The 24,534-nt window shown below is 53.7% G+C and carries 17 protein-coding genes; 13 read left to right on the top strand and 4 right to left on the bottom strand.

Annotated features, from left to right (window positions below):
* Positions 1-130: 130 nt before the first annotated feature.
* Positions 131-1,234 carry an aspartate-semialdehyde dehydrogenase gene (gene asd, locus A0G03_RS09155; RefSeq protein ID WP_048262856.1) on the top strand — a complete coding sequence of 368 codons (1,104 nt, stop codon included), beginning with the start codon at positions 131-133 and terminating at the stop codon, positions 1,232-1,234.
* A 104-nt stretch (positions 1,235-1,338) separates the two neighbouring features.
* Positions 1,339-1,824 (top strand): GNAT family N-acetyltransferase, encoded by a 486-nt coding sequence (locus tag A0G03_RS09150; RefSeq protein ID WP_080965272.1) that lies wholly within the window; start codon positions 1,339-1,341, stop codon positions 1,822-1,824.
* 92 nt (positions 1,825-1,916) lie between these two features.
* On the opposite strand, the gene A0G03_RS09145 is transcribed toward A0G03_RS09150, so the two are convergent.
* On the bottom strand, positions 1,917-3,635 hold the full coding sequence (locus A0G03_RS09145) for a sensor histidine kinase (protein ID WP_048262854.1): 1,719 nt from the start codon (positions 3,633-3,635) through the stop codon (positions 1,917-1,919).
* 371 nt (positions 3,636-4,006) lie between these two features.
* Here A0G03_RS09145 and glgB point away from each other — a divergent pair, with 371 nt between their 5' ends.
* The 5 genes from glgB (at position 4,007) to glgP (ending at position 13,465) form a co-directional block, all read left to right on the top strand.
* Positions 4,007-6,184, top strand: a complete 2,178-nt coding sequence (gene glgB, locus A0G03_RS09140) for a 1,4-alpha-glucan branching enzyme (protein WP_048262852.1) — start codon at positions 4,007-4,009, stop codon at positions 6,182-6,184.
* Positions 6,185-8,161 carry a glycogen debranching protein GlgX gene (glgX, locus tag A0G03_RS09135; protein WP_048262850.1) on the top strand — a complete coding sequence of 659 codons (1,977 nt, stop codon included), beginning with the start codon at positions 6,185-6,187 and terminating at the stop codon, positions 8,159-8,161.
* Between the two features lie 35 nt (positions 8,162-8,196).
* Positions 8,197-9,474 carry a glucose-1-phosphate adenylyltransferase gene (glgC, locus tag A0G03_RS09130; protein WP_048262847.1) on the top strand — a complete coding sequence of 426 codons (1,278 nt, stop codon included), beginning with the start codon at positions 8,197-8,199 and terminating at the stop codon, positions 9,472-9,474.
* A 28-nt stretch (positions 9,475-9,502) separates the two neighbouring features.
* Positions 9,503-10,942 carry a glycogen synthase GlgA gene (glgA, locus tag A0G03_RS09125; RefSeq protein ID WP_048262845.1) on the top strand — a complete coding sequence of 480 codons (1,440 nt, stop codon included), beginning with the start codon at positions 9,503-9,505 and terminating at the stop codon, positions 10,940-10,942.
* Between the two features lie 75 nt (positions 10,943-11,017).
* Positions 11,018-13,465, top strand: coding sequence for a glycogen phosphorylase (glgP, locus tag A0G03_RS09120; protein ID WP_048262999.1), 2,448 nt, complete (start codon positions 11,018-11,020; stop codon positions 13,463-13,465).
* A gap of 86 nt (positions 13,466-13,551) precedes the next feature.
* On the opposite strand, the gene glpD is transcribed toward glgP, so the two are convergent.
* Positions 13,552-15,054: a glycerol-3-phosphate dehydrogenase gene (gene glpD / locus A0G03_RS09115; protein ID WP_048262844.1), complete on the bottom strand. Its 1,503-nt coding sequence runs from the start codon at positions 15,052-15,054 to the stop codon at positions 13,552-13,554.
* A 309-nt stretch (positions 15,055-15,363) separates the two neighbouring features.
* Between glpD and glpE the strand changes: the two genes are divergently transcribed.
* From glpE to malQ, 5 genes are all read left to right on the top strand, one after another.
* Positions 15,364-15,681: a thiosulfate sulfurtransferase GlpE gene (glpE, locus tag A0G03_RS09110; protein WP_048262841.1), complete on the top strand. Its 318-nt coding sequence runs from the start codon at positions 15,364-15,366 to the stop codon at positions 15,679-15,681.
* A 74-nt stretch (positions 15,682-15,755) separates the two neighbouring features.
* A complete protein-coding gene (gene glpG, locus A0G03_RS09105; protein WP_048262838.1) occupies positions 15,756-16,589 on the top strand; it encodes a rhomboid family intramembrane serine protease GlpG in 834 nt (277 codons plus the stop codon).
* Between the two features lie 24 nt (positions 16,590-16,613).
* Complete coding sequence (locus A0G03_RS09100) at positions 16,614-17,372, top strand: DeoR/GlpR family transcriptional regulator (protein ID WP_005969330.1); 759 nt, start codon at positions 16,614-16,616, stop codon at positions 17,370-17,372.
* A 42-nt stretch (positions 17,373-17,414) separates the two neighbouring features.
* A complete protein-coding gene (malP, locus tag A0G03_RS09095) occupies positions 17,415-19,937 on the top strand; it encodes a maltodextrin phosphorylase (protein ID WP_080965271.1) in 2,523 nt (840 codons plus the stop codon).
* 12 nt (positions 19,938-19,949) lie between these two features.
* On the top strand, positions 19,950-22,025 hold the full coding sequence (malQ, locus tag A0G03_RS09090) for a 4-alpha-glucanotransferase (protein WP_048262836.1): 2,076 nt from the start codon (positions 19,950-19,952) through the stop codon (positions 22,023-22,025).
* A gap of 108 nt (positions 22,026-22,133) precedes the next feature.
* Here the strand turns inward: malQ and nfuA are convergent, their stop codons facing one another.
* The gene (nfuA, locus tag A0G03_RS09085) at positions 22,134-22,709 is read right to left on the bottom strand and encodes a Fe-S biogenesis protein NfuA (protein WP_048262834.1); all 576 of its coding nucleotides are present in this window, start codon (positions 22,707-22,709) and stop codon (positions 22,134-22,136) included.
* 60 nt (positions 22,710-22,769) lie between these two features.
* A complete protein-coding gene (gene gntX, locus A0G03_RS09080) occupies positions 22,770-23,471 on the bottom strand; it encodes a DNA utilization protein GntX (protein ID WP_048262832.1) in 702 nt (233 codons plus the stop codon).
* A 102-nt stretch (positions 23,472-23,573) separates the two neighbouring features.
* On the opposite strand from gntX, the gene bioH reads away from it, so the two are divergent.
* Entirely contained in the window at positions 23,574-24,341 is a 768-nt protein-coding gene (gene bioH, locus A0G03_RS09075; protein ID WP_048262830.1) for a pimeloyl-ACP methyl ester esterase BioH, read from the top strand.
* The last annotated feature ends 193 nt before the right edge of the window (positions 24,342-24,534 follow it).

Here is a 24,534-nt window from a genome sequence, read left to right as displayed (position 1 = left end):
GACACGATAATTTACAGGTTTACGACACGACACGCGCAGCCTCTGCGGCAGATCACTGAGTCAGCAATAACTAAGCGCTATCGACGTTAGCCAGAATTCTTTTTGTTACCCCCAAAGCAGGACAGTTACCATGAAAAATGTTGGTTTTATTGGCTGGCGCGGTATGGTCGGCTCGGTTCTCATGCAGCGCATGGTCGAAGAACGCGACTTTGATGTGATTCACCCGGTATTCTTTTCGACTTCTCAGCATGGCGAACCCGCACCTGCGCTGGGCGGCCATCAAGGCGTGTTGCAGGATGCTTATAATATCGAAGCATTGCGCGCGCTGGACATCATCATTACCTGTCAGGGCGGCGATTATACCAATGAAGTGTACCCAAAGCTGCGTGAAAGTGGCTGGCAGGGTTATTGGATTGATGCCGCATCCTCACTGCGTATGAAAGATGATGCGATTATTATCCTGGATCCGGTGAACCACGGGGTGATTCAACAGGGTCTGGATAAAGGTATCAAAACCTTTGCAGGCGGTAACTGTACCGTCAGCCTGATGCTGATGTCATTGGGCGGCCTGTTTGCTAACAATTTAGTGGAGTGGGTTTCTGCTGCGACGTATCAGGCGGCTTCTGGCGGCGGTGCGCGTCACATGCGTGAACTGCTTGCTCAGATGGGCGCCCTGCACGGCGAAGTCGCGAAAGAGCTGCAAGATCCGGCTTCTGCGATTCTGGATATCGAACGTAAAGTGACAGCGCTGACCCGTAGCGGTTCGCTGCCGACCGATAACTTCGGCGTACCGTTGGCAGGTAGCTTGATTCCGTGGATCGACAAACAGCTGGATAACGGCCAGAGCCGTGAAGAGTGGAAAGGTCAGGCGGAAACTAACAAGATTCTGAGCACCAGCAGCGTCATTCCTGTTGATGGTCTCTGCGTGCGCGTCGGCGCACTGCGCTGCCACAGCCAGGCGTTCACCATCAAACTGAAAAAAGACGTCGCGCTGCCGGAAATTGAACAACTGCTGGCAACCCACAACGACTGGGTGAAAGTGGTCCCGAACGATCGCGATATTACCATGCGTGAACTGACACCTGCCGCGGTAACCGGCACGCTTTCTACGCCGGTCGGTCGTCTGCGTAAGCTGAACATGGGGCCGGAATACCTGTCCGCCTTCACGGTCGGCGATCAGCTGCTGTGGGGAGCCGCTGAACCGCTGCGCCGTATGCTGCGCATCCTGTTGTAGTTATCTCGCTATAGTTATCTTGCTATAGTTCTCCTGCTTTCTGGCGCGACATCGATTGGTGTTGCGCCAGTTTCATACTCAGGTCATATCGAGAACATCAACGAATGCATACCAACAGTGAACAGGATATGTCACGAGTATTGACATGGAAAAATCAGAAATTTGTTGTTACGACGAATAATGATCTATTGGATATTCATGCCATACATTGTTATTTAACGCGTTCAAGTTGGGCAGAAGGCATTGATATCGATACGGTTCGGGAATCTATCACTAACAGCCTTAATTTCGGTTTATTTACTGACGATAAGCAGATTGGGTTGGCGCGAGTCGTGACGGATTTTGCGACTTTCGGTTATCTCTGTGATGTTTATATACTGGAAGAATATCAGCAGCAAAAGTTGGGAAGCTGGTTAATGGAATGCTGCCTCGACCACCCAGTACTTAAGCGGTTGCGGCGTATTATGCTACTAACATCAACTGCACCATGGCTCTATGAAAAAGCAGGATATTCTCCGATTAACAAAGAAAACTATGTCTGGACGATTACGCGTCCCGATATATATCAATCGAAGATGCATCCGGCTTGAATCACCCGTCAGACTAAGCGTCGTCTCCTGCTTTCAGGCAGTTTTCATTAGCCTGATTTTATTCTGACGACCTGACATGTTTATCCACCTCGTCACGCCACGCTATCCAGTTTTTCCAATGCCTTGCGCGCTGAAATCAGCGGGACGCGTACTTCGACCCGGGTGAATTTATCTGTTTCGCTGACTACCGTGATGCCATAGCGGTTGCCGTAGCGCGCTTTAATACGGCGGTCGACCAGATTCATGCCTAGCCCATCGCCACCGCTGCGGGGTTGATAGGTGCCAGCATTATCTTCTACTGACAGTTCCAGCGTGTTGGCGTGCAGACGTCCGCTAATGTGGATGTGTCCGTGTTCAATCATCTGCGAGGTGCCGTGCTTAATCGCATTTTCGACAATCGGTTGCAGGGAAAATGCCGGTAGTCGCGCTTCACGCAGCGCCTCCGGTAGCGAGATTTCTACCGTCAGGTGATCGGCAAAGCGTGCCTTTTCGATTTCCAGATAGGCGTTAACGTGCTCCAGCTCGTCATTGAGCGACACTTCATCGTTGCTGCGCTTGAGATTTTTACGGAAAAACGTCGACAGAGACAGCACCAACTGGCGGGCGTGATCGGGATTGCGTCGTATCACTGCGGACAGCGTATTGAGTGCGTTAAACAGAAAATGCGGGTTGACCTGTGCGTGCAGTAGCTTGATTTCCGACTGCGCCAGCAGCTGTTTCTGTTGTTCAAAACGGCCTGTCAGAATCTGTGCGGAAAGTAGATGAGCGATCCCTTCTCCCAGCGTACGGTTAATGCTGGAAAATAGCTTATTCTTGGGCTCATAAAGCTTGATCGTGCCGACAACGCGCTGATCTTCGCCGCGTAGCGGAATCACCAGCGTGGAGCCGAGTTTGCAGTGTGATGACACTGAACAGGTATAAGACACCTCGTTACCGTCGGCGTACACCACCTGATTATTGTCTATCGCCCGGCGCGTGTGTGATGACGTGATGGGCGCACCGACATTGTGGTGGTCATCACCCAACCCAATGAAGGCCAGCAGTTTGTCGCGATCGGTAATCGCCACGGCACCGACACCCAGCTCTTCATACAAAATACGGGCAACGCGCATACTGTTTTGCGGGTTGAACCCCTGACGCAGTGCCCCTTCGGCGCGTGCCGCGATTTGCAACGCCTTGGCGGAAAAAGCGGAGGTGTATTTTTCGAAAATAGCGCGCCTGTCGAGCAGGATGCGCATGAACATGGCGGAACCAATGGTATTGGTGATCATCATCGGTAGCGCAATATCCCTCACCAGTTCAACGGCGTTATCAAACGGTCGAGCAACCAGCAGAATAATCGCCATTTGTAGTATCTCCGCAACCAGCGCGGTCAGGCCAACGACGAGGGGCTTAAAGAGCAGATCGATACGGTTACGGCGTGCCAGATAGCGATGTAGCAGCCCGCCGAGCAGACCTTCGGCAATGGTCGATAGCATACAGGCCAGCGCTGTCATACCGCCCATCGAATAGCGGTGTAACCCGCCAGTCAACCCGACAAGAAAGCCAACGGAAGGGCCGCCCAACATACCGCCGAGCACTGCGCCCGTCGCGCGGGTATTGGCAATAGAATCGTCTATATGCAGACCGAAGTAGGTTCCCATAATGCAAAACACGGAAAAAACCAGATAGCAGACCAGCTTGTGCGGCAGGCGGATGGTGACCTGCATCAGCGGGATAAACAGCGGTGTTTTACTGAGCAGATAGGCGATAACCAGATAAACACACATCTGCTGTAACAGGGAAAGAATCAGATCAACCTGGCTAACCATGGACGGGGTCTCAACATGCACAATCGCCAAATTGTACTGCTTTTTGCTAGCGGACGAATCGATCTTTAAACAAAAGATGCTAATTATCCCGCGTCATAACTTATTCATATAAATATAAACGGAAAAATTTCATCAGTTCTCAGATATTTCTCCGTTCTTTGACTACGCTAAATTAGGGCGCGTTGTTCAAGAACTCTTTCATAGTATTCATTATTTTTACACGTCGCCGTTATTCATTAGCAAGCTAATAACTCATTATTTTTATTGGATTTTTGTTAAAAATAAGTGACGGAAGAATATAAACGCAACGTGATGCGTTTTTTATATAGCTTATTTATTTAATTCAAATGGTTAATCAGAGGATGGATACCATGTCAGCGTTTTCTGAGGCGATTAATTCACTTATTTCCGGGCATTATGCCGATCCGTTTTCGCTGTTAGGTATGCATCATTCCTCCAAAGGTCTTGAAGTTCGAGCGTTACTGCCGGATGCGGAGGCTGCCTGGGTTGTTGATGCCAGCAATGGACAAAAAATTGTCGAGCTGGAACGTGTCGATGGACGCGGTTTTTTTTGTGGTCTTGTGCCGCGTCGGAAACACGCTTTTCACTACCAGTTGGCTGTGACCTGGCGTGAAGAAACCTGGGTGATTGAAGATCCTTACCGTTTTGGCCCGCTGTTGCAGGATATGGACATTTGGCTTTTAGCCGAAGGTACCCACCTGCGACCTTACGAGCGGCTAGGTGCACATCTGGAAACGCTAGATGGCGTTGAAGGCACGCGCTTTGCCGTCTGGGCGCCGAACGCTCAACGTGTTTCGGTGGTGGGGCAGTTCAACTTCTGGGACGGCCGACGTCACCCGATGCGGCTACGCAAGGAAAACGGCATTTGGGAGCTGTTTCTACCTGATGTGAAAGCAGGCCAGCTCTACAAATACGAAATGATCGACAGCCACGGTAGCGTCCGGCTGAAGGCCGATCCTTATGCATTTGAAGCGCAAATGCGCCCAGATACCGCATCGCTGATTACGCCGCTGCCTGAGAAAGTCCCAACTAATGAGGCTCGTCGCGAGGCGAATAGCCTGCGCTCTCCTATCTCCATTTATGAAGTCCACCTCGGTTCCTGGCGGCGGCATACGGATAACAATTTCTGGCTGAGCTATCAGGAATTGGCGAACCAACTGATTGATTATGTGCAGTACATGGGCTTCACCCATGTTGAGTTGATGCCGATTAACGAACACCCGTTCGATGGCAGTTGGGGTTATCAGCCGCTAGGGCTGTATGCACCAACGCGCCGTTTCGGTACAGCATCAGAGTTTAGAGCGTTTGTTGATGCGCTTCATGGTGCGGGAATCAACGTCTTGCTGGACTGGGTGCCGGGGCATTTTCCCGGTGACGAATACGGCTTGGCACAGTTTGACGGCACTGCGCTCTATGAGTACGCCGATCCGCGCGAAGGTTATCATCAGGACTGGAACACGCTGATTTATAACTATGGCCGCCATGAGGTGCGTAACTATCTGGCGGGTAACGCGCTGTTCTGGATGGAGCGCTATGGCATTGATGGGCTGCGGGTAGACGCCGTGGCCTCCATGATTTATCGCGACTACAGCCGCAGTGAAGGCGAGTGGGTGCCGAACCATTACGGCGGTAAAGAGAACCTCGAAGCCATCGCGTTTCTACGCTACACCAACCACATGCTGGGTCATGCGGCACCCGCTGCGATTACGCTTGCCGAAGAGTCCACTGATTATCCGGGTGTCACGCTGCCGCCTGACTGCAACGGTTTGGGCTTTCACTACAAGTGGAATATGGGCTGGATGCACGACACGCTGACCTATATGCAGCTCGATCCGGTTCACCGCAAATACCATCACGATCTGCTGACATTCGGCATGTTATACGCCTATAGCGAGAATTTTGTGCTGCCGCTGTCTCACGACGAAGTGGTACATGGCAAGCGTTCGCTGCTGGATCGCATGCCCGGTGATGTGTGGCAGAAATTCGCTAATTTACGTGCCTATTACGGCTTTATGTGGGCCTATCCCGGCAAGAAGCTGCTGTTTATGGGCTGCGAATTTGCGCAAGGGCGTGAATGGAATCACGACGCCAGTCTGGATTGGCATCTGTTGGATGAACCAGAAGGGTGGCATCGTGGTGTGCAGGCGCTGGTGCGCGATCTTAACCATTACTATCGCCAGCAGCCGTCGCTGTATCAGCTGGATTTTCAGCCGCAGGGCTTTGAATGGCTGGTGGTGGACGATCGGGAAAACTCGGTCTTCGCTTTTATTCGACGCGATGAACAAGGCAATGAAGTGCTGGTGATCAGCAACTTTACGCCTGTGCCACGTTACGGCTATCGGATTGGCATCAACCAGCCCGGCGGCTGGCGTGAAGTCATGAACACCGATTCTGTTCACTACAACGGTAGCGATCAGGGCAATGTCGGGACGATTTATAGCGAGGAGTGGGGTAGTCATCAACGCCAGCACTCCCTTGTTCTGACCATTCCACCGCTCGCCACGCTGTATCTGGTGAAGGAGACGTAAATGGCGGAATTGCAGACGGGTAAGCCGACGCCGCTGGGGGCAAGTTTTGACGGTAACGGCGTGAATTTCGCTCTGTTTTCCGCCGATGCCGAGCGGGTAGAGCTGTGCGTGTTTGATGAGCGTCAGCAGGAACAGCGCATCGTGCTGACCGCGCGCAGCGGCGATATCTGGCACGGCTATCTTCCCGATGCGCAGCCTGGCTTGCGTTACGGTTTCCGGGTCGATGGGCCGTTCGAGCCGTCACAGGGTTTACGTTTCAACCCGCATAAGCTGCTGTTAGACCCGTGCGCCCGCCAGCTTGATGGCTGGGTGGTGGATGACGCTAGCCTGCAAGGCGGAATTGACCAGCGGGATGAACGCGATAGCGCTGAGATTATGGCGAAGTGCGTGGTTACGGTAGAGGATTACGACTGGCAGGATGACCAACATCCACAAACGCCTTGGAACCAGACGGTAATTTATGAGGCGCATGTTCGCGGGTTGACGCAACTGCACCCTGATATTCCCGAAGATATTCGTGGCAGCTATGCGGCGTTGGGTCACCCGGTGATGATTGATTATCTGACATCGCTGGGCATCACCGCGTTGGAACTGCTTCCGGTGCAGCAGCATGCCGATGAACCCCGACTTCAACAGATTGGGCTGCGTAATTACTGGGGCTATAACGTATTGCTGCCGTTTGCGGTGGATAACAGTCTGGCCGCAGGCGATGACGCGCTGAACGAATTCCGAGATGCAGTGAAAGCGCTGCATAGCGCGGGTATTGAGGTCATTCTGGATGTGGTATTCAACCACAGCGCGGAACTGGACGTTGAAGGCCCTACGCTGTGCCAGCGCGGCATCGACAACCGCAGTTATTACTGGCTGGGCGAAAGCGGTGAGTACCACAACTGGACTGGCTGCGGCAATGTGCTGCGCCTGAATCATCCAGCGGTGATCGACTGGGTGATGGACTGCCTGCTCTTCTGGCGTGAGGTCTGCCACGTTGATGGTTTTCGTTTCGATCTGGCAACGGTGCTGGGTCGCACTCCTGACTTTACCGCTGCCGCGCCGCTGCTGTCCGCTATGAAAAACGATAGCCGCTTGCAGGGCTGCAAGCTGATCGCCGAACCGTGGGATATCGGGCATGGCGGCTATCAACTGGGTCAATTTCCGACGCCGTTCGCCGAATGGAGCGACCGTTATCGTGACGATATGCGCCGCTTTTGGCTGCATGGTGACATTTCCCTCGGCGCATTTGCCTGCCGTTTTGCCGCCTCCAGCGACATCTTCCAGCAGCGCGACCGCCTGCCTTACGCCTCGATCAACAAACTGACGGCCCATGACGGCTTTACGTTGCGCGATCTGGTGAGTTTCAACCACAAGCACAATGACGCCAACGGCGAGGGCAACCGCGACGGCACAGACAGTAACTTCAGCAATAACCACGGCACAGAAGGGCTTGAGGCAGACGACGATATCCGTCAACGCCGACTGGCGAGCCAGAAGGCACTGCTGACGACGCTGATTCTGTCGCAGGGAACACCGATGCTGCTGGCGGGTGATGAACTGGGGCATAGCCAGCAGGGTAACAACAACGCTTACTGTCAGGACAACGAATTAACCTGGCTGCATTGGGATCATGCGGATCGTGGCTTACGTGAATTTGTCGCCGGATTGATCCAACTGCGTCGCACGATCCCGGCGTTACAGCAGGAAACGTGGTGGCAAGAAGGGGACGGCGCGGTGCAGTGGCTGAATAGAGAAGGACAGCCTTTGACGCCGTCGCAGTGGGAGCAGGGGGAGCATCAGCTACAGATTTTGCTTTCTAGTCGTTGGCTTGTGCTGGTTAACGCCAGCCTGCATGCCGGCGCATTCATTTTGCCAGAAGGCCACTGGCAGGTTTCACCGCCGTTTGATGAGACGAACCCGCCTGAGGGCGGAATCTGGCACGGACAAGCGCAGGCGGTAGGCGTCTTGATAAAACAGACCGCCTAAGCGCAAGCCATTAAAAGAATAATCAGGAGATAGCCATGGTGAACAACGACAAGCATGACCCTCTGATGTTGGCAAGACAGCTCCCTTTAAAATCCGTGGCATTAATTTTGGCCGGAGGCCGTGGAACGCGACTAAAAGGGCTGACGGCACTGCGTGCCAAGCCCGCCGTCCACTTTGGCGGCAAGTTTCGCATTATTGATTTCGCGCTCTCTAACTGCCTGAACTCCGGCATACGCCGCATTGGCGTGATTACGCAATATCAGTCGCATACGCTGGTGCAGCACATTCAGCGCGGCTGGTCGTTTTTGAATGCAGAGATGAATGAATTTGTGGATTTACTCCCCGCGCAGCAGCGTCATTCTACCGATCACTGGTATCGGGGAACGGCGGATGCAGTTTGCCAGAATCTCGACATTATCCGGCGCTACCGTGCGGAGTATGTGGTGATCCTCGCGGGCGATCACATCTACAAGATGGACTACTCACGTATGCTGATTGATCACGTGGAAAAGGGGGCGGAATGTACGGTCGCCTGCTTGCCCGTGCCGCTGGAAGAAGCTAGTGCCTTTGGCGTAATGAGCGTGGACAAACAGCATCGTATCCTCGATTTTTCCGAAAAACCGGATAACCCGACACCGATGCCGGATAACCCGGATATGGCGCTCGCGAGCATGGGGATCTATGTTTTTAATGCGGACTATCTTTATCAATTGCTGGAGGGGGATCGCAACGCACCGGACTCTAACCACGATTTCGGCCAGGATCTGATCCCGAAGATCGTTTCGCAGCGTTTGGCCTGGGCCCATCCTTTTACCCTGTCGTGCGTGACGTCGGGTGAGGATGAACACCAGTATTGGCGGGATGTCGGCACGCTAGAGGCTTACTGGCGCGCCAATCTCGATCTGGCGTCAGTCACGCCGGAGCTGGATGTGTACGATCGACACTGGCCGATTCGTTCCGCGATTGAATCGCTGCCGCCAGCCAAATTTGTTCAGGATCGTTCCGGCAGCCATGGCATGACGATGAATTCGCTGGTATCGGGGGGCTGCATCGTCTCCGGTTCGGTTGTCACGCATTCGGTGCTATTCCCGCGTGTGCGGGTCAATTCGTTTTGCAGCATAGATTCGACGGTGATCCTGCCAGATGTCAACGTGGGGCGCTCCTGTCGTTTACGCCGTTGCGTGATCGATCGCGCCTGCCACTTGCCAGAAGGCATGGTGATTGGTGAAAACGCGGAAGAGGATAGCCGCCGTTTTTACCGTTCGGAAGAGGGGATCGTACTGGTCACGCGATCGATGTTGGAAAAGCTATAAACACCATCGGAACAAAACGGGAGTAATAATGCGGGTCTTACATGTTTGTTCAGAGCTATTTCCACTACTGAAAACCGGTGGACTGGCGGATGTGGCTGGTGCGTTACCCGGCGCGCAGATTGCGGCGGGGATGGATGTCCGCGTCATCTTGCCTGCCTTCCCCGATCTGAAAAAAGGCATCGCTAACCTACAGGTCGTGCGTGAGCTGGATACGTTCGCCGGACACGTGACCTTGCTGTTTGGCCATTTTAACGGCGTCGGTATTTATTTGATTGATGTGCCCGATCTCTATGAACGCGCGGGTAGCCCTTATCATGACCCGGCGCTGTACGCTTATGCCGATAACTACCTGCGATTCGCGCTACTGGGGTGGATGGGATGCGAAATGGCGTGCGGTCTGGATCACTATTGGCGGCCCGATATTGTGCATGCCCATGATTGGCATGCGGGGCTGACCTGTGCCTATCTAGCGGCGCGTAACCGTCCGGCGAAGTCGATCTTCACTGTTCACAACCTTGCCTATCAGGGGTTGTTTGATGCCCGACATATGGAGAATCTCCACTTGCCGAGCGACTTCTTTCAGGTCTACGGACTGGAGTTTTACGGCCAGATTTCCTACCTCAAAGCGGGATTGTTCTACGCGGATCATATTACGACCGTGAGCCCGACCTACGCGCATGAGATCACGTTGCCAGCCTATGGTTACGGCATGGAAGGCTTGCTACAGGCGCGTGAAGAGGAAGGGAGGCTGTCCGGTATCCTCAATGGTGTAGACGAGACGATTTGGAATCCGGAGCACGATCCTTTACTCACCAGCCACTACAGCCGCGATGCGCTGGCAAACAAAGCGGAAAACAAACGACGTCTGCAAACGGCGATGGGCTTGAAGGTAGACGAAAAGGCACCGATTTTTGCCATCGTCAGTCGCCTGACCAGCCAGAAAGGGCTCGATATCGCGTTAAGTGCGATACCGGATTTGCTGGAGCAGGGTGGGCAACTGGTGGTGCTGGGTGCAGGGGATGCCGATTTGCAGGAAGGTTTCTTAGCCGCCGCTGCGGAATATCACGGTCAGGTTGGCGTACAGATTGGCTATCACGAAGCCTTCTCGCACCGCATCATTGGCGGGGCGGATGTCATCATGGTGCCCAGCCGATTTGAGCCCTGCGGGCTAACGCAGCTCTACGGCTTGAAATATGGCACGTTGCCGCTGGTGCGCCGAACCGGCGGGCTGGCAGATACGGTATCAGACTGTTCGCTGGAGAATCTGGCAGATGGTCTGGCAAGCGGGTTTGTCTTTAATGATTGCAGTGTGGGATCGCTATCCCGCGCGATTCGTCGTGTGTTCGTGTTGTGGTCCCGACCTACGCTATGGCGCTATGTGCAGCGTCAGGCGATGGCGATGGACTTTGGTTGGCAGGTTTCTGCTCAGGCTTATAGTGCGCTATATCAACGCTTGTATACCCACTAGCTTTCTCGCTGCCCGTCATCCGTGTGCAACCTGAAAACGACAGGGTAGGGTAACACTCACTTGGGAATGAATATTATGAACTCGCCGTTTATCTATACTTCACCAACGCTCAGTGTGGAAGCGCTGAAACACTCTATTGCTTACAAGCTCATGTTTAGCGTAGGGAAAGATCCCTCGATTGCGAATAAACATGACTGGCTGAACGCTACGCTGCTGGCCGTGCGCGACCGAATGGTAGAACGTTGGCTGCGCTCGAACCGCGCGCAACTTTCGCAAGATGTGCGGCAGGTGTATTACCTGTCGATGGAGTTTTTGCTGGGGCGGACGCTGTCGAACGCGCTGCTGGCGATGGGATTGTATGATGATCTGAAAGCGGCGCTGGATGGTATGGGGCTGGAACTGGACGATCTGCTACAGGAAGAAAATGACCCTGGCTTAGGTAACGGTGGTCTGGGGCGTCTGGCGGCCTGCTTCCTTGATTCGCTGGCGACGATGGCGCTGCCGGGGCGCGGCTACGGTATTCGCTACGAATACGGCATGTTCAAACAGAACATTGTTAATGGCAAACAGGCGGAGTCACCGGATTACTGGTTGGAATACGGTAATGCGTGGGAATTCCCGCGTCACAGCACGCGATACAAAGTGCGCTTCGGCGGTCGAATCCAGCAGGAAGGCAGCAAAATGCGCTGGCTGGAAACGGAAGAGGTTATCGCCTGTGCCTACGACCAAATCATTCCCGGTTTTGATACCGACGCCACCAATACCTTGCGTCTATGGGGGGCGCAGGCCAGTAACGAAATCAATCTGGGTAAATTCAATCAGGGCGACTATTTTGCGGCGGTGGAAGATAAAAACCACTCGGAAAACGTGTCGCGCGTGCTGTATCCCGATGATTCCACCTACTCTGGCCGCGAGCTGCGCCTGCGTCAGGAATACTTTCTGGTTTCCGCCACGGTGCAGGACATTCTCAACCGCCACTGGATGATGCATAAGACCTACGCCAATCTGGCGGAAAAATTTGCTATCCACCTGAATGATACTCACCCAGTACTGGCTATCCCAGAGCTGATGCGTTTGCTGATCGATGAGCATAAATTCAAATGGATAGAGGCGTGGACCGTGGTGAGGAAAGTCTTCTCCTACACCAACCACACGCTGATGCAGGAAGCGCTGGAAACCTGGCCGGTTGATATGCTGGGTAAAATCCTGCCGCGCCATCTGCAATTGATTTTCGAAATTAACGAACATTTTCTGGAGTACGTGCAGAAAGAAGTCCCCGATGACAACGAACTGTTGGCGCGGGTTTCCATCATTGATGAAAACAACGGGCGTAAAATACGCATGGCGTGGCTGGCCGTAGTTGCCAGCCATAAGGTGAACGGCGTATCGGAGCTGCATTCGGATCTGATGGTGCAGTCTCTGTTTGCTGATTTCGCCCGTCTCTTCCCTAACCGGTTCTGCAATAAAACCAACGGTGTGACGCCGCGGCGCTGGCTGGCGCTGGCCAACCCGTCGCTCTCCAAGCTGCTGGATGACACCATTGGGCAGACCTGGCGTACCGATCTGAGCCAATTGAGCGAACTGAAACAGCACATCGATTATCCGGCATTTGTGCAGAAAATCCGCAAAGTGAAGCTGAAGAACAAAGTGCGTTTAGCGACCTATATGGCGGAAAATCTGAATATTGTGGTTAATCCAGAATCACTGTTTGATGTGCAGATTAAGCGTATTCACGAATACAAACGGCAACTGCTGAACGTGTTACACGTCATCACACTCTATAACCGCATTAAGGATGACCCAGAGGTTGAGCGTGTATCGCGCGTCGTCATCTTTGCGGGCAAGGCGGCATCGGCCTATTACATGGCGAAGCACATTATTAACTTGATCAACGACGTTGCGAAGGTGATCAACAACGATCTGACACTGCACGAGCGGCTGAAAGTCGTCTTCATTCCTAACTATAGCGTGAGCCTGGCACAGCTGATCATTCCGGCGGCGGATCTTTCTGAACAGATCTCGCTGGCGGGAACGGAAGCGTCTGGGACCAGTAACATGAAGTTTGCACTGAACGGCGCGCTGACGATCGGCACGTTGGATGGGGCGAATGTCGAAATGCTGGAACATATTGGCGAAGAGAATATGTTTATCTTCGGCAACACGGCCGATCAGGTCGAAGCACTACGCCAGAACGGCTATAACCCACGGCAATATTACGATCAGGATGAAGAGCTACACCGTGTGCTGACGCAAATCACCACGGGTGTCTTCAGCCCTGATGATAGCCGACGCTACAGCGATCTGTTTGATTCACTGGTGAATTTTGGCGATTACTACCAGCTATTGGCAGACTATCGCAGCTATGTGGATACGCAGGATCGGGTTGATGAGCTGTATCAGAACAAAGACGAGTGGGCGCGCTGTGCTGTCCAGAATATTGCCAGCATGGGCTATTTCTCGTCTGACCGCACCATCGGCGAATATGCAGAAGATATTTGGAATATCAAACCGATACGGTTGTGATTGCGCGTTGATGATATGAAAAAGCGCCGTAGGCAAAACCTACGGCGCTTTTATATTTGAAGTAAAAGGAGCGCGGTAAGGGCTAATTAACCCGCTTTTGCCATTTGCTGTTGGCGGTAGCTGGCTAACCAGTCGCCGATGCGCTGTTTCTGCGCGTCATCAAAGCGCATGCCCAGTTTGGTGCGGCGCCAGATGACGTCGTCCAATGTGACGGCCCATTCTTTCTCAACCAGATAGCGCAGTTCCGCTTCATACAGGTCATGACCGAAATCTTCACCCAGATCGCCGAGGCCTTTCACGTTTGTCAGAATCAGTTCGCTGTTTGAACCGTAGGTACGGCTGTAACGGCGCGTCAGTGATTCCGGCAGATTGAAGCGGCGACGCAGCGCAGCGGCGTAGTCATCACGTGTGCCAGCGATATCACCGCCCGGCAGTACCGCACCTTTCGTCCAGGCTTTACCCGCTTGCGGATAGTATTTGTTCAGCTTTTCCAGCGCGTGCTCTGCCAGCTTACGGTACGTCGTCAGCTTGCCGCCAAACACGGAAAGCAGCGGAGCCTGACCGTTATCATCATCGACTGACAGCGTGTAATCGCGGGTAATCGCCTGTGGAGAATCGGACTCGTCATCACACAGCGGACGCACGCCGGAATATGTCCAGACGATATCGTCACGCGTGAGCTGCTGTTTGAAATGATCGTTATATACATCCAGCAGGTAACCGACTTCGTTGTCATCGATCTTCACATCGTGCGGATTACCTTTGTACTCCACGTCGGTCGTACCGATGATCGAGTAGTCATCCTGCCACGGGATCACGAACACAATACGGTGATCTTTGTTTTGCAGAATATACGCCTGCGGCTGGTTATGGACTTTTGGCACCACGATGTGGCTGCCTTTGATCAAACGGATGCCGTAAGGTGATTTCAGCTGCAAGCCGTCATCAAAGAATTCTTTCACCCACGGGCCAGTTGCGTTCACCAGACCTTTAGCTCGCCAAGTGAAGGTTTCGCCGGTCAGTGAGTCAACGGCATCCACAATCCACACGCCTTGTTCACGGCGAGCGCGGGTGACTTTGGTGCGGGTACGGACTTCTCCGCCGCGTTTTGCTACTTCCTGCGCGTTTAACACCACCAGACGCGCATCGTCTACCCAGCAGTCAGAATATTCAAAGCCCTGCTTTAGCTCAGGCTTAAGAACGGAATCTGCACCGAATTTCAGTCCTTTACTGGCAGGCAAGCTGACGCGTTTGCCGATGTTGTCATACATGAACAGGCCGATACGAATCATCCAGGCCGGGCGCAGGTGCGGCTGATGGGGCAAACGAAAACGCATGGGGAAAATAATGTGCGGAGCCATTTTCAGCAGCGTTTCGCGCTCAGACAGCGCTTCGCTGACTAAACGAAACTCATAGTGCTCAAGGTAGCGCAAGCCGCCGTGAATCAGCTTAGAGCTGGCAGAGGACGTGGCACAGGCAAGATCCTGCGCTTCCAACAACAGGACTGATAGCCCTCGCCCAGCCGCATCTGCGGCGATGCCTGCCCCGTTAATTCCGCCGCCGATAACGATGAGATCTTTGGTTTCCACGTTTCTTCCTCCACCCTCGAATAAATCAAAATGTTCGTTTTCGAGCATTATAATAATCGAAAACAAACAAATCAGCTAATGGTTAACCAAATAAAAACATTTATGCGTGATGAAGCTAACAATATGATGATAGTTGTCACATTAAAATAAGGGTTATTAGGCTGAATTGCCGTCACGCTTCACGTTAGTGACGCACTGTTTTTATAAATAACCTTATAATCATATGGGTTTTATGCCGCCGAAGGCGGGTTACAATGACGTCAGTTGTTACTAACACCCTGTCCATTATTAACAAGGTTGTCACTTTCGATGGAACAATTTGAAGCTATTAGTATTGAGCAAGCCCATTCCCGCTGGCAGGAAGGGGGCGTTGTCGTTGATATTCGCGACCCACAGAGCTTTGCCGTTGCCCATGTTCCCGGCGCGACGCACCTGACGAATGAAACGCTGTCTGACTTTATGCGCGGAGCTGACTTAGAAGCACCGGTCATGGTGATTTGCTACCACGGTATTAGCAGCCGCAATGCCGCACAGTACCTGATTAGCCTAGGATTTGATTCGGTGTATAGCATCGATGGTGGCTTTGAAGCCTGGCAAAATCGCTACCCGCAAGACACACAGGCGTAAGTCTGATCGCATGACGATGAAAGAATCTTTATTATCATGTTCCTAACTCAACCTACCCACTGGCGCTTTCCGCTATGATGATTCGCGTTATCGCTCTCTCCAACCCGCGTCTGGCTCAGGCATTTGTTGATTACATGCGTACGCAGCAGGTCCATCTGGAGATGCGGCCTCAAGGGCATGAAGCTGAACTGTGGCTGGAAGATGAAACTCAACTGAGTAAGGTTCAGGAAGCGCTGGAGGTTTTCCTGCGCGACCCAACAAACCCGCGCTATCTGGCGGCGAGCTGGCAAACGGGATCGATGGATACCGGTATTCAATACCAGCGTTATTCTTACTTGCAGACGCTGAAGCAAAAGGCCGGACCGCTGACGCTATCCGTGATGGTCGTGACGATTGCGGTGTTCATCCTGATGCAGATTTCAGGCTATGAGAACGTGATGACGTGGCTCGCGTTCCCGGCAGAAGGACAGCAACTACAGCTGTGGCGCTGGTTCAGTCATGCTTTGTTGCACTTTTCTCTGCTGCACATTTTGTTCAATCTGATGTGGTGGTGGTATCTGGGTGGGCCGGTTGAAAAAGTGTTGGGAACCGGCAAGTTACTGGTCATTACATTGGTTTCCGCGCTGGTCAGCGGCTGGGCGCAGTCCTGGTTTAGCGGCACCTATTTTGGTGGCCTGTCTGGCGTGGTTTATGCCCTGATGGGGTATGTCTGGCTGCGAGGGGAAAGAGAGCCTGACGGTTATTTATCCATGCCGCGCAGTCTGATGGCCTTCGCTTTACTGTGGCTGGTCGCTGGATATTTCGATATTTTAGGTATGTCGATCGCGAATGCGGCGCATGTGGCTGGGCTGGTTGTCGGGCTATTGATGGCCTTTTGGGACACGTATAATAAAACAAACCCCCAGTAAATCGGGGCGTCTTAGGGGATAAATGTGAAGCAGACACAACGGCATGACGCCATTATTGAACTGGTGCGTCGGCAGGGGTATGTCAGTACTGAAGAGCTGGTGGATCATTTTGCGGTGAGCCCGCAGACCATCCGCCGCGATCTGAACGATCTGGCCGAACAGAATAAAATCCATCGTCACCACGGTGGCGCGGCCTTACCGTCCAGTTCAGTGAACACGGCCTATCATGACCGTAAAATGATGTGGTCGGATGAAAAAGCGCGCATTGCCCGTCGGGTGGCGAGCCAGATTCCAGACGGCGCTACCTTGTTTATCGATATTGGCACCACGCCTGAAGCGGTGGCCTATGCGCTGATGCAGCATAAGGATCTGCGTGTGGTCACCAACAATCTGAACGTGGCAACGCTGCTGACTGCAAAAGAGGATTTTCGCCTGATTTTGGCCGGTGGCGAAGTGCGCACCCGTGATGGCGGTATCATGGGGGAGGCGACGCTCGATTTTATCTCTCAGTTCCGTCTGGATTTCGGTATTTTAGGCATCAGTGGTATTGACATGGATGGGTCATTACTGGAGTTTGATTACCATGAAGTGCGCACAAAACGGGCGATTATTGAAAATTCTCGCTGCGTCATGCTGGTAACGGATCATTCCAAATTTGGCCGGAATGCGATGGTGAATTTGGGCAACATGGATTTGATCGACTATCTTTTTACCGATCAGTCACCACCACCCAGCGTACTGAAAATCATTGAACAACATAAGGTACAGTTGGAGTTGTGTTGAGTCCGATGTGCCTTTTCCATGATGGACAAAGGAGGAGGCACGATGTCAGATTCTTCAAACCAGTCTGGTTCTTCACAAAAGTCAGGATTGTCAAAACGTTCAGTGGCTGCAAAAAAGTCAGATGCTTTGACGCAGCCTGCTTCCCCCACTCATTCTGCCATCGCCTTTGATGCACCACAGTTTGCCGCCGCATTGCTCCGTCAACAGCGGCTCAGTGGAGTTACTTCCCTAAAGGCGATGACGCCGGTGCAGTGCTGGCGCGCCGTTAGCCTTGCGCTGGCCGAGCAGTTACTGACGCACACCCCGACGCCAACGTCTCCTGTTCCCAATACGCCTCAGCGCCATGTGAACTACCTGTCTATGGAGTTTCTGCCCGGCCGTCTGACGGGTAACAATCTGCTGAATCTGGGATGGTATGACGCCGTCACCACTGCCTTGGCCGAGCAAGGGCTGAACCTGAGCGATATTCTGGAGCAGGAAACCGATCCGGGTTTAGGCAACGGTGGATTAGGTCGGCTGGCATCCTGCTTTCTGGACTCGATGGCGACGGTGGGGCAGCCAGCAACGGGTTACGGCCTCAATTATCAATATGGCCTGTTTCGTCAGCACTTTGCGCAAGAACAGCAGCAGGAAACGGCTGATGACTGGCAACGTGACAGCTATCCGTGGCTTTTACCGCGAGCAGAGCTGGCGGTGGATGTTGGGTTTGGCGGGCGTCTCCAACCTCAAACAGACGGGAGCCTGCGTTGGCTACCGGATACCGTTTTCAGGGGCGAAGCCTGTGACTTACCCGTGATTGGCTATCACAACGGTGCCGCGCAGCCGCTGCGCCTGTGGCGTGCGACGCACCGCGACCCGTTTGATTTAACCTTATTCAATGAAGGTCACTATCTGCGCGCGGCGCAGGCGGGTATTTCCGCCGCCAGCCTGACCAGCGTGTTGTATCCGAATGACAATCATGCAGCGGGCAAACGCTTGCGCCTGATGCAGCAATATTTCCACTGCGCCTGTTCGGTAGCTGACATCCTGCGCCGTCACCTTAACGCGGGACGGGCGCTATCGGCGTTGCCGGACTATGAAGTCATCCAGCTTAATGATACTCACCCGACGCTGGCGATCCCTGAATTGATGCGTCTGCTGCTGGATGAACACCAGATGTCGTGGGATGAAGCGTGGTCGATAACTGGACGCACTTTTGCCTATACCAACCATACGCTGATGCCCGAAGCGCTTGAGCGCTGGGATGAACGGCTGTTTAGCCGCCTGCTTCCTCGTCACCTGTCGATTATCCGGCAGATTGATACGCAGTTTAAGGCGCAGGTTGAACGCAAATGGCCCGGCGATCGGCTGGTGTGGGCGAGGCTTGCCATTCGCCACCAGCGCCAGATTCGCATGGCGAACTTGTGTGTCGTGAGCTGCTTTGCGGTTAACGGTGTAGCGGCACTGCACTCGGAACTGGTGGTAAAAGATCTGTTCCCTGAATACCACCAGCTGTGGCCGACCAAATTCCACAATGTGACCAACGGCATTACGCCACGCCGCTGGCTGAAGCAGTGTAACCCCGCGCTGTCTGCGTTGATCGACGACACGCTGCATACGCCGTGGGTGAATGATTTACCTGCGCTCCAAGGGCTGGAACCCTACGCGGACGATGCTGGCTTTCGTGAGCGTTATCGACAAATCAAGGCCGATAATAAAACGCAACTGGCGTCCTACCTTCGCCAGCAGTACGACATTGTGGTCGATCCACAGGCGCTGTTTGACGTGCAAATCAAGCGATTGCATGAATACAAGCGTCAGCATTTGAATCTACTTCATATTCTCGCGCTATATCGTCAATTGCGTGACAATCCGCATCTGGATATAGTGCCGCACGTCTTTTTGTTCGGTGCCAAAGCGGCACCGGGCTATGTATTAGCGAAAAACATCATTTATGCCATTAATCGGGTCGCTGCGGTCATTAATCAGGATCGCCGGGTTAACGATCGCCTAAAGGTCATCTTCCCAGCGGACTATCGTGTATCGCTGGCGGAACGGATGATTCCTGCTGCCGATGTGTCTGAGCAGATTTCGACGGCAGGTAAAGAAGCGTCCGGTACTGGCAATATGAAGCTGGCGCTGAGCGGGGCGTTGACCGTCGGTACGTTGGACGGGGCGAATGTAGAAATGGCGCAGCAGGTCGGTGAAGACAACCTGTTTATTTTCGGCCACACCGTGGAACAGGTCAAAGCGTTACAGGCTCAGGGCTACGAACCGTCTGACTACCTTGCTGCGACGCCGCTGCTGCGTGAAATACTGAGCGAGCTGGCGAGCGGCGCGTTTAGTCAGGGGGATAAAGAGGCATTTGCCCCACTGCTGGATAGCCTGCTGAAGCTGGGCGATCCCTATATGTTAATGGCCGATTTTGCACCGTATTGTGAGGTGCAGCAGCGTGTTGATGCGCTTTACCGTGAGCCGGATGAATGGACGCGCCGCTGTGTGCTGAATACCGCCAGAATGGGGATGTTCAGTTCGGACAGGGCGATTCATGATTACCAGACGCGTATTTGGCAGGCGCATCGTTAGGAAAAGGAGAGGGTGTTCAAGGTGGATAAACTGGCAAGCCAACAGACAGGCATCGCGGAAAGCTATACCGATGCCTATGGCAAAGAGCACATTGTTGCGGCCGCAATCAGAAATCAGATTCAGGCAATGATGGACGTTTCTGATAGCGGCAATGCGCCCTTGCCGCCTGTTCGTGTCTTTTTGCAAGGCCGGGATGCGGTCATCGAGCTTGCTGGTCACGGTGAATACCTCTGGACGCTGATGTATGAGAACGGCGGTCAAATCCAAGGACAGATAACGGGTGGCTCAACGCTAGCTCTGCCGGGTGTGCTGCCGCTGGGTTACCACTACCTAACGCTGACGCAGGCTGACCAACGTTGGAGTTGCCGGATTATTGTCGCGCCGCATCGTTGCTATGAACCCGAAGCCTTACTGCAGGGAAAACGCTGGTGGGGCGTTACTGTCCAACTTTACACCTTGCGTTCACAGAACAACTGGGGCGTGGGGGATTTTGGCGATCTGCGCCAACTGGTGGAACAGATTGCCCGGCGTGGCGGTGCCTTTGTGGGGCTGAACCCACTGCACTCGCTGTATCCCGCGCTGCCAGAAGCGGCGAGCCCTTACAGTCCTTCATCCCGACACTGGCTGAATATTATTTATATCGATGTGAATCGGATCGATGATTTTCAGCAAAGCGGAGAAGCGCAGGAATGGTGGCGTCGTGAGGATACGCAAAGCGCGGTTACGTCGCTGCGGGCGGGTCGCTGGGTTGATTATGAACCGGTTACACAACTTAAGCTGACGGCCTTGCGGCTGGCGTTCCGCTACTTTACTACCCGTAGTCTGCTGGATCCTCGCATTAGCGCCTTTCGTCAGTTTGTCGTCAGCGGCGGGCAAAGCCTGCAACTTCAGGCGACGTTTGATGCATTGCAGGCCTACCTGAAAAAACAGGGCGAGAACTACGCGGACTGGCACCAGTGGCCCGCCAGCTATCATGATGTACATAGTGAAACCGTGAAATCATTCCGCCGTGATAACAGCGATGAGATTACGTTCTACAGCTGGCTGCAATGGGTGGCGCATGAGCAATTAGCAGACTGCTATGCGCACAGTAAGCAGCTTGGCCTGCCGTTAGGTCTGTATCGCGATTTGGCCGTTGGCGTCGCACAGGGCGGCGCGGAAACCTGGGACGAACGACAGCTATACTGTCTCGATGCTTCTATCGGTGCACCGCCGGATCCGCTGGGGCCGCAGGGACAAAATTGGCAGCTTGCGCCGATGAACCCCACGATGATGCAGCTTCGCGGCTATCAACCTTTTATCGACGTACTGCGCAGCAACATGGCGCACTGCGGTGCATTGCGCATCGATCATGTGATGGCGCTCTTGCGCCTATGGTGGATCCCCAAAGCGGAATCGGCGAGCAGCGGAGCTTATGTGCACTATCCGGTTGACGATCTGCTGGCGGTGCTGGCGCTGGAAAGCCAGCGTCATCGTTGCCTGATTATCGGTGAGGATTTAGGCACGGTGCCGCCGGAAATTGTCAGCAAACTGAATGACTACGGCATCTATTCCTACAAGGTGCTGTTCTTTGAAAAGGACGAAGAGAATCACTTCCGCGCACCTGAAGACTATCCACGTCAGGCGATGGCAACCATCACCACTCACGACCTTCCGACGCTACGCGGCTACTGGCAAACGGTGGATTTATCGCTTGGGCGCGAGTTAGGGTTGTATCCTACGGAGACATTGTTGCAGGAGCAGATGCAGCAACGTGAGAAAGCGAAACAGGGGCTACTTAATGCGCTGCACGAATTTGGACTATTACCGCAGCGTGTTGGCCGCAATTCGGCGCTGACGACGATGGGTGCACCGCTGAGCCGTGGCGTTCACCGCTATGTTGCGGACAGTGCGTGTGCACTCGTTGGGTTTCAACTGGAAGACTGGCTGGATATGGCGACGCCGGTCAATGTACCGGGTACCAATCGCGAATACCCCAACTGGCGACGCAAGCTGACACGTCCGCTGGAATCGATCTTCGCTGACCGCTGCCTTGAACGACTGGTTCGGGATATGGACTTACGTCGTGGCGTACCGCTAAAAGGCTAACGACGGCGGAACGGCAGAATAGTAATCCTCCCCTGAATCGGGGAGGATTAAGACGAATAAATCAGCAGGAAAAATCAGTAGCAGAAGAAATTACAGTAGCGGAAGCCATTAATAGTAAGAGTGCTCGCCGCGCTGGTGTTCGGTGAGGTCTCTCACGCCTTTCAGCTCAGGGAATTTTTCCAGCAACTCTTTCTCGATTCCTTCTTTCAGCGTCACGTCGACCATAGAACAGCCGTTACAGCCGCCGCCAAATTGCAGAATTGCCAAACCATCATCAGTAATTTCCATCAGCGTCACGCGGCCACCGTGGCCAGCCAGCTGTGGGTTGATCTGCGATTGCAGAACATACTCAACGCGTTCCATCAACGGGGCGCCGTCGTCCACTTTACGCATTTTGGCATTCGGCGCTTTTAGCGTGAGCTGAGAGCCTAATTGGTCAGTCACGAAGTCGATTTCAGCGTCTTCCAGATAAGGTGAGCTGAGTTCGTCCACGTAGGCGGAAATTTTCTCAAACTTCAGTACGGTATCGCTGGCTTCTACGGCATCCGGCGGGCAGTAAGAGACACCACACTCGGCGTTTGGCGTACCTGGATTGATGACAAATACGCGAATCTGTGTGCCTTCTTCCTGTTTTGCCAACAGTTTCAGGAAATGCTCCTGAGCAGCATCGGTAATACGGATCATAATAGTAAGCTCGATAGTTGACTGCACTTATCGGTTATAATACGCCCATCCTCCCCCCGACTACAAGGTTCGGCACAAACACCAGACTTGAACCCCCGCCGCGCCTTGAGCCAGCAATAGCCTGCTGATTTCGGCTGCGGTACTGCCCGTCGTGACCACGTCATCCAGTAACACCACTTGCTGTCCGGACAGCGATACGTCACAGGAAAATGCACCTCGCAGATTTCTTCGCCGCGCGCTGGCGCTGAGCGTTTGCTGTAACGGTGTGCGTCGCGTGCGCTGCAACTCGCGTGGATCGTAAGCGCAGTTCAGCCAGTGAGCGAGAGGGCGAGCGAGCAGTTCGGTCTGATTGAAACCACGATGCCACTGGCGATTTCGGTGCAGAGGAACGGTGAACAGGCGGTCGGGGCGGAATAGGGGTACTTGCCCAATGAGCTTTCGCTCGCGATAGGTCATCTGCCAGCGTAATAACAGCTGTCGTGCGAGTACGGCTGCCAGCTCGGTTTTACCGTTAAACTTGAAATGCTTAAGCAGTGTGTTGAACGGCGGTGCGTAGTCGCTGATAAAGGTCATCGATTGCCAGAACGGCGGATTTTTCAGGCAGCGTCCGCACTGACGCGTGGTGTCGCTTGCGGGCAAACCACAACGTGGGCAGCAGGTGGGCAAACGGGGAAAATGGCGCTGACAGTACGAGCAAATTCCCTGCTGGCTGCGATGAAGCGGCAATAAACATAGCCAGCAACGTGCGGCGATGGTTAACATATTTTTCCCTAAATACGGTGTCCCCTAAATAGGGGCTTTTCCCTGAAATATATTGACCCCTTCGTATGCGTGAAGGGGTTTCCTGAGGAAGGAAGATAACTGATGGCATCGTTGTATTGGCAGACCGAAGGCGCAGGAAATACGGATCTTGTGTTGCTGCACGGATGGGGATTGAATGCGCAGGTATGGCAAAGCATGGTTGTGCGACTCGCTCCGCATTTTCGTCTGCATCTGGTCGATCTGCCGGGCTATGGTAGAAGTCAGGAATTCGGGCCGATGTCGCTGAGTGATATGGCGAACATTGTGCTGACGCAGGCACCGGAACGTGCCGTCTGGCTGGGGTGGTCGCTGGGTGGATTGGTTGCCAGTCAAATTGCGCTGAGCGCTCCTTCGCGGGTGGAAAAGCTGATTACCGTGGCTTCGTCGCCCTGTTTCAGCGCACAGGAAGGCTGGCCGGGTATCAAGCCGGACGTATTACAGGGCTTTCAGCAGCAGCTCAGTGAAGATTTTCAGCGCACGGTCGAGCGGTTTCTGGCACTGCAAACGCTGGGAACGGAGAGCGCGCGGCAGGATGCAAGACTGCTAAAAAGTGTGGTACTGGAACAGCCGATGCCGTCAGTTGACGTGCTGAATGGCGGACTGGAAATCTTGCGTGAAGCGGATTTACGTCAGCCGTTAGTCGATTTGTCCGTGCCGCTCCTGCGGCTCTATGGTGCGTTAGACGGGCTGGTGCCGCGTAAGGTCGCGGGCTTGCTGGATGACCAATGGCCGAATTCGACGTCGGTGGTGGTGCCAAAGGCCGCGCATGCGCCGTTTATCTCGCATCCTGATGCCTTTACCGAGCAGGTGATCGCGTTCGCTCAGGCGTAGCCGACGATAATTTACATTTTCTCCTCAATTTCTCCACGATTTAGCCGACGCTGGCAGTTAAGGTAATTCAGCACCCTGTATGCATAATGTCGGTCGTTTCAAGATCGAGATACCGGGGCGACCACGGTGTGAGGCATCCCTACGGGAACCTCACACCGTGTTTCCCCCTAAATCCATGCTGAAGTGAGCAGCA

It is taken from the genome of Pectobacterium peruviense (assembly GCF_002847345.1).
Lineage (GTDB): Bacteria > Pseudomonadota > Gammaproteobacteria > Enterobacterales > Enterobacteriaceae > Pectobacterium > Pectobacterium peruviense.
This window is presented reverse-complemented; position numbering and strand designations above follow the sequence as displayed.